The organism is Streptomyces sp. WAC 06738, assembly GCF_003945505.1.
Classification (GTDB): Bacteria; Actinomycetota; Actinomycetes; order Streptomycetales; family Streptomycetaceae; genus Streptomyces.
The window spans coordinates 6,415,433-6,428,003 of the sequence record NZ_CP029618.1; the positions used below are offsets into that span (position 1 = coordinate 6,415,433).

Genomic DNA, 12,571 nt, shown 5'->3' on the forward strand with positions numbered 1-12,571 from the left:
TCAGCAGCCCACAAGTTGTGGTCCCCCTTCCTCTCAGCGGAAGGGCATCCCATATGATTGAGGTCTGCTCCGGCGGGCCGCGGGGGGCCGCCGGACCGACGTGCCGTGCGCGAGAAGGGGAGGGTGGAGAAGATGCACTGCCCCTTCTGCAGGCACCCCGACAGCCGGGTCGTCGACAGCCGCACGACCGACGACGGCGCAGCAATCCGCCGCCGCCGGCAGTGCCCCGACTGCTCGCGCCGCTTCACCACGGTGGAGACCGCGTCCCTGATGGTCATCAAGCGCAGCGGGGTCACCGAGCCCTTCAGCCGCGCCAAGGTGATCACGGGCGTCCGCAAGGCCTGCCAGGGCCGCCCCGTCACCGAAGACGCGCTGGCCCAGCTCGGTCAGCGGGTCGAGGAGGCGATCCGGGCGACCGGCAGCGCCGAGGTCTCCAGCCACGACGTCGGGCTCGCCATACTGGGCCCGCTGCAGGATCTCGATCTCGTCGCCTACCTGCGCTTCGCCTCCGTCTACCGCGCCTTCGACTCCCTCGAGGACTTCGACGACGCGATCACGCAGTTGCGGACCGCGGACAGGCCCCCCGCCGACAGCGGCGGCCCCGACGGACAGGACGACCAGGCCCCACCTCCCGCGCCGGGCGACCCCGGCGCGCCCGGCCCCGGCCGCAGTCCGGGCCGCGGCGAGGCCCCCGGAGTCCCGTCACCCGGCAGAGCGGCCGGCTGACGCCCACCGCGGGCCACCCGTCATCCACACCCGGCCGGTGCGCGGCGCAGCGCGCCGTCCGCCTGCGGAACAAGCAGATCAAGAACAGGAACCGTGCCCGGGAAGATGCGGGCACATCAGGGCGTTCACGCCCGTATAGGGAGGCGGCATGACAGAGACGACGAGCGGCCCGGCGCGTAGTTCCCGCAAGGGCGGCGCCAAGGGGAACAAGGGCCTGCGCATCGAGCGGATCCACACCACCCCCGGTACGCACCCGTACGACGAGGTGGAGTGGGCTCGCCGTGACGTCGTCATGACCAACTGGCGCGACGGTTCGGTCAACTTCGAGCAGCGCGGCGTGGAGTTTCCCGAGTTCTGGGAGGCCAACGCGGTCAACATCGTCACGAGCAAGTACTTCCGCGGTGCGGTGGGCACCCCCAAGCGGGAGACCAGCCTCAAGCAGGTCGTCGACCGGATCGTGAAGACGTACCGGAAGGCCGGCGAGGACCACAAGTACTTCGCCTCGCCCGCGGACGCCGAGATCTTCGAGCACGAGCTGACCTACGCCCTGCTGCACCAGATCTTCAGCTTCAACTCGCCGGTGTGGTTCAACGTCGGCACCCCGCAGCCCCAGCAGGTGAGCGCCTGCTTCATCCTCTCCGTCGACGACTCCATGGAGTCCATCCTCGACTGGTACAAGGAAGAGGGGATGATCTTCAAGGGCGGCTCCGGAGCCGGCCTCAACCTCTCCCGTATCCGCTCCAGCAAGGAACTGCTCTCCTCCGGCGGCAACGCCTCGGGGCCGGTCTCCTTCATGCGCGGCGCGGACGCCTCCGCCGGCACCATCAAGTCCGGCGGCGCCACCCGGCGCGCGGCGAAGATGGTCGTGCTCGACGTCGACCACCCCGACATCGAGGCGTTCATCGAGACCAAGGTCAAGGAAGAGGAGAAGATCCGCGCCCTGCGCGACGCGGGCTTCGACATGGACCTCGGCGGCGACGACATCACCTCCGTGCAGTACCAGAACGCCAACAACTCCGTCCGGGTCACCGACGAGTTCATGAAGGCCGTCGAGAACGACGAGCAGTTCGGCCTGCGCGCGCGGATGACCGGCGAGGTCATCGAGGAGGTCGGCGCGAAGAAGCTCTTCCGGCAGATGGCGGAGGCCGCCTGGGCCTGCGCCGACCCCGGCATCCAGTACGACGACACCATCAACCACTGGCACACCGCGCCGGAGTCGGGCCGTATCACCGCGTCCAACCCGTGCAGCGAGTACATGCACCTGGACAACACCTCGTGCAACCTCGCCTCGCTGAACCTGATGAAGTTCCTCAAGCAGGACGCCGACGGCCGGCAGAGCTTCGAGGTCGAGCGCTTCGCCAAGGTCGTCGAGCTCGTCATCACGGCGATGGACATCTCCATCTCCTTCGCCGACTTCCCCACCCAGAAGATCGCCGAGAACACCCGCGCCTTCCGCCAGCTCGGCATCGGCTACGCCAACCTCGGCGCGCTGCTCATGGCCACCGGCCACGCCTACGACTCGGACGGCGGCCGCGCCCTCGCCGGCGCCATCACCTCCCTGATGACCGGCACCGCGTACAAGCGCTCCGCGCAACTGGCCGCCGCCGTCGGCGCGTACGACGGCTACGCCCGCAACGCCACCGCCCACAAGCGCGTCATGCAGCAGCACGCGGACGCCAACGGCACGGCCAAGCGCATGGACGACCTGGACACCCCCGTCTGGGCCGCCGCCACCGAAGCCTGGCAGGACGTGGTCCGCCTCGGCGACAAGCACGGCTACCGCAACGCCCAGGCGTCGGTGCTGGCCCCGACGGGGACCATCGGCCTGGCGATGTCGTGCGACACGACGGGCATCGAGCCGGACCTGGCGCTGGTGAAGTTCAAGAAGCTGGTCGGCGGCGGCTCGATGCAGATCGTCAACCAGACGGTGCCCATGGCGCTGAAGCGCCTGGGGTACCAGGAGGAGCAGATCGAGGCGATCGTGGCGCACATCGCCGAGCACGGGAGCGTCGTGAACGCCCCGAGCCTCAGGCCCGAGCACTACGAGATCTTCGACTGCGCCATGGGCGAGCGCTCCATCTCGCCGATGGGGCACGTGCGCATGATGGCGGCGACGCAGCCGTTCCTGAGCGGCGCGATCTCCAAGACGGTCAACATGCCCGCGACGAGCAGCGTCGCGGACGTCGAGGAGATCTACCTCCAGGGCTGGAAGCTGGGCGTCAAGGCCCTCGCCGTGTACGTGGAGGGCTCGAAGGTCGGCCAGCCGCTGTCGGCGAAGAAGAAGGAGGCCGACAAGGCCGCCGACAAGGCGGAGGAGACGATCCGCGAGGCCGTGGAGAAGGTCGTCGAGTACCGTCCGGTACGCCGCCGCCTCCCCAAGGGCCGCCCGGGCATCACCACCTCCTTCACGGTCGGCGGCGCCGAGGGCTACATGACCGCCAACTCCTACCCGGACGACGGGCTGGGCGAGGTGTTCCTGAAGATGTCGAAGCAGGGCTCGACCCTCGCGGGCATGATGGACGCCTTCTCGATCGCGGTCTCGGTGGGCCTGCAGTACGGGGTGCCGCTGGAGACCTACGTCTCGAAGTTCACGAACATGCGCTTCGAGCCCGCGGGCATGACGGACGACCCGGACGTTCGGATGGCGCAGTCGATCGTCGACTACATCTTCCGCCGCCTGGCGCTGGACTTCCTGCCGTTCGAGACCCGCTCCGCGCTGGGCATCCACTCGGCGGAGGAGCGCGAGCGGCACCTGGAGACGGGTTCGTACGAGCCGACGGACGACGAGCTGGACGTCGAGGGCCTGGCCCAGTCGGCCCCCCGCGAGCCGGCACCGCTGCCGACCCCGCCGGTGACGATGGAACAGGCCAAGCCGGCCCCGAAGGAGGCGCACACGTCGGCGGAGCTGGTGGAGATGCAACTCGGCATCCAGGCCGACGCGCCGCTCTGCTTCTCCTGCGGCACGAAGATGCAGCGGGCGGGTAGCTGCTACATCTGCGAAGGCTGCGGCTCGACCAGCGGCTGCAGCTGAAGTAGGCGGAGTTGCCTCGCATGTAGCACTCGACGTGACCAGTGAAGCGTGTTGACCTGCGTGTTTTAAGGGGGACCGGCCATCGGCCGGTCCCCCTTGGCGCGTCCTGGAGCGGGTGCGTAACCAGTACAACGAGGTTGCGTTGAATACAATGTGAAACATGGTGGACGGGGTGGCGGGATCTCCTCCACGTCGGCCCCCGGGCGACTGCCGAAGTCTGCGGTGTTCACGCGAGTTTGCTACACAGTCGGGATATCCGTGGCCTGAGCGCTTCCGGCCCTGAGGTCTTGTGACGCCAGTTCTGCCGTGGCATGCTCCTGCCCATGATCAAGAGAAACGAGCCTTCCGTCCGCCGATGAGCGAGGCGACCGGGATGAAGCCTCCCGGATCACAGACGGCACTGTTCGACTACGCGCTGGCGCTACACAAGTCCACTCCAGACGAGCCTCTTCCGCGCGACGGAGAACCGTATCCAGACGATCGGACACACCGTCGACGACTTCGCCCCGAGGCCCCCGAAGACCGAAGCCGCATCGGATTGGACGTGGCGTCCCTCCTGGACGCTCATCTCGCCTCGCCTTCGGCCGGCCCCAGCAGCCTCGCCGAAGCCTTCCACGACCTCTACGTCCCGATTCACGAAAACGAGCACATCACGGCGGCTGCCCAGCGGGCTGACAGAGACCGTGTTCTCCAGACGGGCCGATGGCTCGTCAGGCACGGCACCGATCGATGCGCGGTCACCGTGGGCCTTGCCCTCCTTGCGGCCGTGGGAACAGCCGACGACATCCCACTGATCCACACGATCGGGCTTCTCTCCAACCGCTTCGGTCCACTTGCAGCGCGAGCCTTGGAACGACTGCCTGAAGGCGGCGCCGAAGCCCTTCTCTGGCTCGCTGACCGAGTCACCGGCTGGGGACGGGTCTACGTCGTGGAAGCCCTCTGTCGACTCGACGAGCCCGCTGCCCGGTCCTGGCTCCTCCGCAGGGCATGTGACGGCGACTTCCTCAACGCGTACTTCGCAGGCCGTGTCGCTGAGACCACAGATTTGCACGAAGTCATCACCGAACCCTGCCTGGACAACGAGATCGCAGACCACACCGGCAGACTTCTCCTCGTGCTGACCTACAGCCAGGGCATGGGGATGACCCTCTCGCGATACCCCCACGCCGAGGCAGTACTGACTGCGCATCTGCGTCACCTTGAGCGTCTGGGGCCCTCCGCCGGGAGGTACTCCACGGCCGCCTGGCTGGCCAGCAGCCTCGGGGAACAGGGCGATGCAGGCTCGATCGGGTCCACCGAACGTTGGCGGTCCTATCGGGACCGCTATCTGGCACTTCTCGACCGCGAGGACTGGTGCCAGGTGGCCCGGAAGGCCCTCGCGGCCAAGGAGCCCGGTGTGCTCCGGCTCGCAGAGACGGCGTCGGGCCGCGGGCTGCGGGCGTTCGCCTGCCAGCCACCATCGGGCGGGGAATAGCGCACGCCAGGAATATCTACCCCCCGCCGGTACGGGCCGGGTCCGGAGCGTGCCGGACACATCCGGGTGGAGTCCTGGGCGGCGTGCCGGCGGCTCTTCCCGGGTGTCAGTCCTTCGTCGCGCCCGCCGCCCGGTGCAGGTACGGGAGGAAGCCCCTGACCGACGGCGGGTGGGCGGCGTGGGGGGTGGCCGTGTGCACCGTGCGGGTGGGGGCGTCCTCCGGGTGGAGGGGAGCGAGGGTGACGCCTGCGGGGAGGGCTCCCGCGGCGAGGGCGGGGACGAGCGTGAGGCCCAGGCCGGCCGCGACGAAGCCGAACTTCGCCGTCCACTCGCGGGCGACGTAGTCGATACGGGGCCGGAAGCCCTGCCGCAGGCAGGCGCTGATCAGCGTCTCCTCCGGCGTCTGGCTGCCCGCCACCCAGCTCTCGCCGGCCAGGTCGGCAAGCCGCAGCGGGCGGGTGCTCCCGGCCAGCCGGTGACCGGCGGGCAGCGCGACGAGCACCGGGTCGTCGAGCAGGTGCGCCAGTTCCACTCCCTCGTACGCGGCCACCTGCTCCGGGTAGCCCGACACCAGGGCCAGGTCCAGCCCGCCGGCCGCCAGCGCGGCGACGTGGTCGCGGCTGTAGCCCTCGACGTGCGTCACGCGCACGCCCGGGTGGTCGGCGGCGAAGGCCGCCAGCGCGCGGGGTACGAGGGCGGCGTCCGCCGTGGCGAAGGAGCCGAGCCGCAGCCGCCCGGCCGCCAGCCGGTCCAGGGCGGCGAGGTCGCGGCGGGCGTCGGCGAGGCGGTCGAGGGCCGCCCCGGCGTGGCCGAGGGCGTGGCGGCCCTGCTCGGTGAGGCGTACGCCGCGGGGCAGCCGGTCGAAGAGCGGCGCGCCGAACTCCGCTTCCAGCGCGGCGATCTGCCGGGACACCGCGGACTGCGTGAAGCCCAGTTCGGTGCCCGCGGCGGTGAAGGAGCCGTGGCGGGCGACGGCCCGGAAGACCTCCAGCCAGGCGGTGTCCATGCGGCGGCTCCCGGGGTCCGACGAGGCATGCGGCCTCCGCATCGTATCCATGCGAGACATTCGTTGGTCGGATGTGTGGGCGCCCGCCTAGCGTTTCGGCACATGACGCTGCAGAAGACCTTCGACGACCCCGCCGCCGTCCCGCCGCCCGCGGGCAACTTCTCCCACGTCGTACGCCTCGGCCTCGGCGGCGGCGACGCGCTGCTCTTCGTCTCCGGGCAGGTCGCGCTGGACGCCGGCGGGAGGGTCGTCGGCCCCGGGGACATGCGCGTGCAGGCCCGGTACGTGATGGAGAGCCTGGCGGCGATCCTCGCCGCCCACGGCGGCACCCTCGCGGACGTCGTGAACATCCGCTCGTTCGTCACCGATATGGGCCTGCTCTCCGAGTACGCGGAGGTGCGGCGCGGGTACTTCCCCGGCCCGCCGCCGTCCAGCACCACGGTCGAGGTCTCCCGGCTCTTCCGGGACGGCGCGCTGCTGGAAGTGGAGATCGTCGCGGCGGTGACCGGCGGCCAGGGGGCGTGAAGTGCCCCTCGCACGCCGGTGATCGCCGCTGAACCAGGCCGTACGATAGCGCGGTGCTGGTCAAGTGGATTCGCTGCACCGTGGTGGACCGCCGGGGTTTTGAGCGGGGGCAGCGGAAGTGGGCGGGGCTGCCCGGCGAACCGGGCTTTCTCGGGCAGGGCGGGGGCTGGAGCCGGGCGCGCGAGGGCGTGGTGCACCTCATTGCCTTCTGGGAGAGCCGGGCGCTGTACGACTCCTTCATGGCCCGCTCGCACGACCGGCTCGCCGCCGCCCAGCTCGGCACGTTCCGCGACATGCGGGTGCGGCTCTTCGAGTACCGGATGGACGTGAAGATGGGCTTCGAGCCCCGGTTCGAGGGGGCGGACGTGATGCGGCTCGCGCACTGCCGGGTGCACGAGGACCGTGTGGAGCACTTCACGCTCATGCAGGAGAAGGTGTGGAACCCGGCGATGGCGGGGTCGCCGGGGATGCTGCGGGGAGTGCTGGGGCAGTCGGGGGAGGGCGAGTTCCTGGTGCTGTCTCTGTGGTGGGCGAAAGGGGAACACGGCAAGTACCGCGAGGAGCGGGTGGAGCGGCTGGCGCTGCGCGCGCAGACCGCGGCGGACGTGGCGGCGCTGGCGGGGGACGTGGTGGATCTCGTGGAGTCCTGGACCGTCTGACCGGATGCCCGGCCGCTACGCTGTGCGCGAGATGACACCGGATCCCGCTTCCGCCCCGCCGCCGGACCCGTCCCCGGACCCGTCCAAGGCTCCGGGCACCGCCCAGGAACCGGCCCCGGACACGGCCGCAGCCGCTGGCCACGGCCGGGGCGCTCGCGTACCCGGGGGCACGGGCGCGCGGATGCCCGACGCACCCCTCGTACGCGCCCTCGCGAGCCTGCGCGGGCTGGCCGTCGGCGACGCGCTGGGCGCCCGGTACTCCGAGCCCGGCATCTTTCCCCTCCTGGCCCGCCGTGAGCTGCCGCCCGCGCCGTGGCGCTGGACGGACGACACGGAGATGGCGGCATCGGTGGTGGCGGTGCTCGCCGCGCACGGCCGCGTCGAACAGGACGCGCTGGCGGCCTCGTTCGCCCGGCGGCAGAACGCCGGCGGCCCCCGCGGCTACGGGCGCACGGTGAACCGGATCCTGCGGCAGGTGCGCGACGGCGGGGACTGGCGCCGGCTCGCCGCCGCCCTCTTCGACGGCCAGGGCTCCTGGGGCAACGGCGCGGCGATGCGGGTGGCGCCGCTGGGCGCCTGGTACGCGGGGGACGTCCAGGAGGCGGTACGGCAGGCGGAGATCTCCTCGTACGTCACCCACCAGCACCGCGAGGCCGTCACCGGCTGCATGGCGGTGGCCGCGGCGGCGGCGCTGGCCGCCGATCCGCCCGGCGACGCCGCGGCGCGCCCGGCGGGCGCCGCCGGGCCCGATGGGGCCGCGCTGCTCGACCAGGTGATCGCGCTCGTGCCGCGCAGCGCCGTCGCCCAAGGGCTGCGCCGGGCGCGGGACATGCTCGACTACGACGACGTCGCCACCGTCGCCGCCGTACTGGGCAACGGCCGGCGCAGCACCGCGCACGACACCGTGCCGTTCGCCCTGTGGTCGGCCGCCCGGCACCTCGGCGACTTCACGGGTGCCTTCTGGGCCACGGTGCAGGCCGGCGGGGACGTGGACACCACGTGCGCGATCGTCGGCGGAGTGCTTGCGGGCGCGGCGGCCGGCGCGCCGCCGGCGGAGTGGGTACGCCACGTGGAGCCGCTGCCGGAGTGGGTCCCCGCGGCCGCGGACTCCTGACGGCCGGCACGGCACGGCCGCCGACCCGGCGTCACCGCCGCGGGCCCGCGGCGCTGCGGAGGCGGCGAGGCACGTAGGGCAGACAGTTCACATCCGGCGAAGGGCCCGTGGCGTACGCGACCGAGGCGGCGACTGCCGCGGCGCAGGGGGTCGGATATCCGGTGGCCCCGCCCTACTGCGGGGCCACCGGCTTCCGGAGCGCCGCCTCAGGCGACGCCCGGTCCCGCCGCGCCGGAGAGGGCTTCGAGATCGCTCTTGCGCACCTTGATCGCCACCACGGCGACGACCACGGCGAGCAGCACCATGACCGTGGCCGCGACGAACCCCATGGACATGCCCTCCGCGAGCACCTTCTGTCCCCACGGCGGGGGCAGCTCGCCGGTCTTGTCGAAGACCGCCTTCTGATCCGGCGTGGCCTGCGCCATGAACGACGGGATCTGCTCCTTCGCCTCGTCCCTGCTGGCGGTGCCGAACACGGTGGTCAGGATGGACAGGCCGAGCGAACCGCCCACCTGCTGAGTGGCGTTGAGCAGGCCGGAGGCGGCGCCCGCCTCTTCCGGCGCGACGCCGGAGACGGCGGTGATGGTGAGCGTCACGAAGTTCATGCCCATGCCGAAGCCGAAGACGATCTCGGGTCCGAACACCCCGCCCAGGAAGGTGCTGTCGGTGTCCAGGAAGACCAGCCACGCCATGCCGACAGCGGTGATGAGCGAGCCGCCGACCATGAACGGCTTGGGCCCGAGCACGGGCAGGAACCGCTGCGCGAGGCCCGCGCTGGCGACGATGGCCACCGTGATCGGCAGGAACGCCACGCCCGCCTTGATCGGGCTGTAGCCGAGGACGTTCTGCGCGAACAGCACGAGGTAGAAGAAGATGCCGAACATGGCGGCGGAGAGGCTCAGCATGATCACGTACGTGCCGGAGCGGTTACGGTCGGCGAACATCTTCAGTGGCGTGATGGGGTCCTTCGCGCTGCGCTCGACGAGGACGAACGCCACGAGCAGGATCAGGGCCGCCGCGAACGAGCCGATCGTCAGACTGTCACGCCAGCCCTCCTCGGCTGCGCGGATGAACCCGTAGACGAGTGCGGCCATACCGAGGGTCGACGTCAGTGCGCCGGAGATGTCGAAGCGTCCGGGGTGGCGCTCCGACTCGTTGATGTACAGCGGGACGGCGGCGATGATCAGCACGCCGATGGGGACGTTGACGAAGAGCACCCAGCGCCAGTCGAGCCACTCGGTCAGCATGCCGCCGGCGAGCAGGCCGATGGCGCCGCCGCCTGCCGAGACCGCTGCGAACACCCCGAACGCCCGGTTGCGCTCGGGACCCTCGGGGAACGTGGTGGTGACGAGCGCGAGCGAGGTGGGCGAGGCGATGGCACCGCCGACGCCCTGCAGCGCGCGGGCCAGGAGCAACTGCCACGGCTCCTGTGCGAAACCGCCGAGCAGGGAGGCGACGATGAAGAGTGCGATGCCGAAGGTGAAGACGCGGCGGCGGCCGAGGATGTCGCCGGCCCGGCCGCCGAGGAGCAGCAGACCGCCGAAGGTCAGGGTGTACGCGCTGACGACCCAGGTCAGGCCGGTGGTGGAGAAGGCCAGATCGTCCTGGATATGCGGAAGGGCGATGTTAACGATCGTTGCGTCGAGCACGACCATGAGCTGACAGGCCGCGATGATGGCGAGGGCCATGTTGCGCTGGTCACCACGAGGAGCCTTGCCCGCCTCCGGCTCGTTCGCTAGTTGAGAGGTTGTCACCATGTTCCCCATGCAAGTGAAATAGTGAACGGTAGCGTTCACTGATGAGCTGAGCGTAGGCGTGCCCGCGAGGGAACGCAAGCGTTCACTATGGCCGCCAATGGAGAGACCGATATGGGTAGTTCGCGCCGGACCGCTCCCGGAGCGTGCACCGAGACCAGCAGGAGCCAGGCCGGCGGAGGACGCCGCCGGGGCGACGTTCTCGAACGCGCCATCCTGGACGCCGCCCTCGAACAACTCGGCATCGCCGGCTGGAAGGGGCTGACCATCGAGGGCGTCGCCGCCCGCGCGCAGACCGGGAAGGCGGCTGTCTACCGGCGCTGGGCGTCGAAGTCGGAGCTCGTCCAGGACGCGCTACGGGCCGGGGTGCCGCCCCTGGAGACCCAGCCCGACCGGGGCAGCCTGCGGGCCGACCTCACCGAGTTCTGCCGGGCGCTGCGCGACCGGATGTACTCCAGCGGCGGGCAGGCGCTGCGCGCCGTGCTCGACGAGTGCGACCGCGAGCAGGCCGAGCAGTTCCACGAGTTGATCATTGGGCAGATCATCGAACCCGGCAAGGAGCTCATCGCGGAGCTGCTGCGCCGCGGGGTCGAGCGGGGGGACGTGCGGCCCGAGGTGAACGGGGACCTGGTGCTCGACGTGGTGCCGGCGATGATGATGTACCGGCACAAGACCACCGGCCGGGACCTCAGCGACAAGGACATGGACGAGCTGGTCGACCAGGTGATGGTCCCGCTGCTGCAAGTGCAGTGAGCGCGGAGGGCCCCGCGTCAGGTGCCGCGCGCGGGTGCGTGTGATCCGGGCGGGGGCCGGGTCGTAAGCTGAACTTATGAGCCCCTACGAACCGCCCACCCACCGCGTCGAGCGCTCCCTGCGCGCCACCACGGGCGCCAAGGTCATCGCGGGCGTCGACGAGGTCGGCAGAGGTGCGTGGGCCGGCCCCGTCACCGTGTGCGCGGCCGTCACCGGGCTGCGCCGCGCGCCCGAAGGGCTCACCGACTCCAAGCTGTTGACGGTGAAGCGGCGCGAGGAGCTGGCGGCCGAGCTGACCGGATGGGTCACCGCGCACGCGCTGGGCCACGCCTCGTCGCGGGAGATCGACGAGCTGGGCATGACGGCGTGCCTGCGCCTCGCCGCCGGCCGGGCGCTGGAGGCGCTGCCCGTACGGCCGGACGCGGTGATCCTCGACGGGAAGCACGACTATCTCGGGGCGCCCTGGCGGGTCCGTACGGTGATCAAGGGCGACCAGTCGTGCGTCGCCGTCGCCGCCGCGTCCGTGCTCGCCAAGGTCCACCGCGACGCGCGCATGGCCGAACTGGCCGCCGCGCGGGCCGAGTACGAGCCGTACGCGTTCGAGGACAACGCCGGCTATCCCTCGCCCGTGCACCGGACCGCCCTCCAGCACCACGGGCCCACCGATCTGCACCGGCTCTCCTGGGCGTACATGGACGGGCTGGACAGGTGGCAGCACCTGAAGCGCCCGCGGATCGCGCCCGAGGCCGCGGAGCTGGAGGCGGCCGGGCAGTTGGGGCTGGACATCTGACACCCGCGGCCCCGCGGCCGGTGCCGCGCTGCCTCCCGCCGGGGCCGCGGGCCGCGGGCGCGGCCGCTTCAGTTGCCCACCCGCTGATGTGCTTGTCACAGCCATTTGATAGACATGCGCCCATGCCTCTCCCTGCCGAGGACTCTCCCACCCACGAGAGCGTCCCGGGCCGCAGCGCGCCCCCTCGTCCCATCCCAGGCCCCCGACCCGTACGGCCGCGTGGCGGCTCCCGTTCCGGCCCCGGCGGCCGCGCCCCCGGTGCCACCGCGCCCGGCGCCCGTCCCGCACCCGCCGGCGGCCAGGGCAGGCCCGCCGCCGGGCCGCAGCTCCAGCTCATCCCCGCGACGCCCGACGGTGCCGTCGACGCCGCCGACGAAGCCGTCGACCTGCTGCTGGAGTCCGGCCGCGCGCCGGCCGAGATCCTCGTCCTCACCACCGGCGACCCGCACCCGTGGGCGGCGCACGAGTTGTCGTTCGGCGAGGACGGCTACTGGGCGCAGGAGGCCGCGGGGGACGACGTCTTCTACGCCGCCGCCGCTGCCTCGGAGCGGCTGGCCCGGCGGCCGGTGGTCGTCGTCGCCGTCAACGGCGGCGGCGACGAGGCGACGGCCGCGGCGCTGCCGGCGGCCATGACGCGCGCGGCGGCGCTGCTGATCCTCTGCGGCGACGCGGACTACATCAACGGCATCCTGGGCGTCTCGGCCTGATCGCCGCGCTCCGCCCGCGGGCGGAGCGCCGG

At 71.5% G+C, this 12,571-nt stretch carries 11 protein-coding genes; 9 read left to right on the plus strand and 2 right to left on the minus strand.

What is annotated here, in order from left to right; translation table 11 throughout:
* Positions 1-132 precede the first annotated feature (132 nt).
* The 3 genes from nrdR to DMB38_RS28150 all read left to right on the plus strand — a co-directional run bounded on the left by nrdR (position 133) and on the right by DMB38_RS28150 (position 5,231).
* Positions 133-726 (plus strand): transcriptional regulator NrdR, encoded by a 594-nt coding sequence (nrdR, locus tag DMB38_RS28140; protein ID WP_047018459.1) that lies wholly within the window; start codon positions 133-135, stop codon positions 724-726.
* 148 nt (positions 727-874) lie between these two features.
* Positions 875-3,757, plus strand: a complete 2,883-nt coding sequence (locus tag DMB38_RS28145; RefSeq protein WP_125937491.1) for a vitamin B12-dependent ribonucleotide reductase — start codon at positions 875-877, stop codon at positions 3,755-3,757.
* Positions 3,758-4,112: 355 nt separating this feature from the next.
* Positions 4,113-5,231: a hypothetical protein gene (locus DMB38_RS28150; RefSeq protein ID WP_240662508.1), complete on the plus strand. Its 1,119-nt coding sequence runs from the start codon at positions 4,113-4,115 to the stop codon at positions 5,229-5,231.
* A 106-nt stretch (positions 5,232-5,337) separates the two neighbouring features.
* Here DMB38_RS28150 and DMB38_RS28155 read toward each other — a convergent pair whose 3' ends face one another.
* On the minus strand, positions 5,338-6,237 hold the full coding sequence (locus DMB38_RS28155; protein ID WP_125937492.1) for a LysR family transcriptional regulator: 900 nt from the start codon (positions 6,235-6,237) through the stop codon (positions 5,338-5,340).
* Between the two features lie 102 nt (positions 6,238-6,339).
* Between DMB38_RS28155 and DMB38_RS28160 the strand changes: the two genes are divergently transcribed.
* From DMB38_RS28160 to DMB38_RS28170, 3 genes are all read left to right on the plus strand, one after another.
* Complete coding sequence (locus tag DMB38_RS28160) at positions 6,340-6,762, plus strand: RidA family protein (protein WP_125937493.1); 423 nt, start codon at positions 6,340-6,342, stop codon at positions 6,760-6,762.
* Between the two features lie 53 nt (positions 6,763-6,815).
* The gene (locus DMB38_RS28165; RefSeq protein WP_125937494.1) at positions 6,816-7,421 is read left to right on the plus strand and encodes a YdbC family protein; all 606 of its coding nucleotides are present in this window, start codon (positions 6,816-6,818) and stop codon (positions 7,419-7,421) included.
* A 181-nt stretch (positions 7,422-7,602) separates the two neighbouring features.
* Positions 7,603-8,535: an ADP-ribosylglycohydrolase family protein gene (locus DMB38_RS28170; protein WP_125937495.1), complete on the plus strand. Its 933-nt coding sequence runs from the start codon at positions 7,603-7,605 to the stop codon at positions 8,533-8,535.
* Between the two features lie 206 nt (positions 8,536-8,741).
* Here the strand turns inward: DMB38_RS28170 and DMB38_RS28175 are convergent, their stop codons facing one another.
* Positions 8,742-10,289 (minus strand): MFS transporter, encoded by a 1,548-nt coding sequence (locus tag DMB38_RS28175; protein ID WP_125939325.1) that lies wholly within the window; start codon positions 10,287-10,289, stop codon positions 8,742-8,744.
* A 114-nt stretch (positions 10,290-10,403) separates the two neighbouring features.
* Between DMB38_RS28175 and DMB38_RS28180 the strand changes: the two genes are divergently transcribed.
* The 3 genes from DMB38_RS28180 to DMB38_RS28190 all read left to right on the plus strand — a co-directional run bounded on the left by DMB38_RS28180 (position 10,404) and on the right by DMB38_RS28190 (position 12,539).
* Complete coding sequence (locus DMB38_RS28180) at positions 10,404-11,042, plus strand: TetR/AcrR family transcriptional regulator (RefSeq protein WP_125937496.1); 639 nt, start codon at positions 10,404-10,406, stop codon at positions 11,040-11,042.
* A 76-nt stretch (positions 11,043-11,118) separates the two neighbouring features.
* Positions 11,119-11,832 (plus strand): ribonuclease HII, encoded by a 714-nt coding sequence (locus DMB38_RS28185; protein ID WP_125937497.1) that lies wholly within the window; start codon positions 11,119-11,121, stop codon positions 11,830-11,832.
* A gap of 122 nt (positions 11,833-11,954) precedes the next feature.
* Positions 11,955-12,539 (plus strand): hypothetical protein, encoded by a 585-nt coding sequence (locus tag DMB38_RS28190; RefSeq protein WP_125937498.1) that lies wholly within the window; start codon positions 11,955-11,957, stop codon positions 12,537-12,539.
* Positions 12,540-12,571: the final 32 nt, after the last annotated feature.

Excerpts from the sequence above, each read along its gene's own strand:
- nrdR (WP_047018459.1), top strand. The coding sequence starts at position 133 with ATGCACTGCCCCTTCTGCAGGCACCCCGACAGCCGGGTCGTCGACAGC.
- DMB38_RS28145 (WP_125937491.1), top strand. The coding sequence starts at position 875 with ATGACAGAGACGACGAGCGGCCCGGCGCGTAGTTCCCGCAAGGGCGGC.
- DMB38_RS28150 (WP_240662508.1), top strand. The coding sequence starts at position 4,113 with ATGAGCGAGGCGACCGGGATGAAGCCTCCCGGATCACAGACGGCACTG.
- DMB38_RS28155 (WP_125937492.1), bottom strand. The coding sequence starts at position 6,237 with ATGGACACCGCCTGGCTGGAGGTCTTCCGGGCCGTCGCCCGCCACGGC.
- DMB38_RS28160 (WP_125937493.1), top strand. The coding sequence starts at position 6,340 with ATGACGCTGCAGAAGACCTTCGACGACCCCGCCGCCGTCCCGCCGCCC.
- DMB38_RS28170 (WP_125937495.1), top strand. The coding sequence starts at position 7,603 with ATGCCCGACGCACCCCTCGTACGCGCCCTCGCGAGCCTGCGCGGGCTG.
- DMB38_RS28180 (WP_125937496.1), top strand. The coding sequence starts at position 10,404 with ATGGGTAGTTCGCGCCGGACCGCTCCCGGAGCGTGCACCGAGACCAGC.
- DMB38_RS28185 (WP_125937497.1), top strand. The coding sequence starts at position 11,119 with ATGAGCCCCTACGAACCGCCCACCCACCGCGTCGAGCGCTCCCTGCGC.
- DMB38_RS28190 (WP_125937498.1), top strand. The coding sequence starts at position 11,955 with ATGCCTCTCCCTGCCGAGGACTCTCCCACCCACGAGAGCGTCCCGGGC.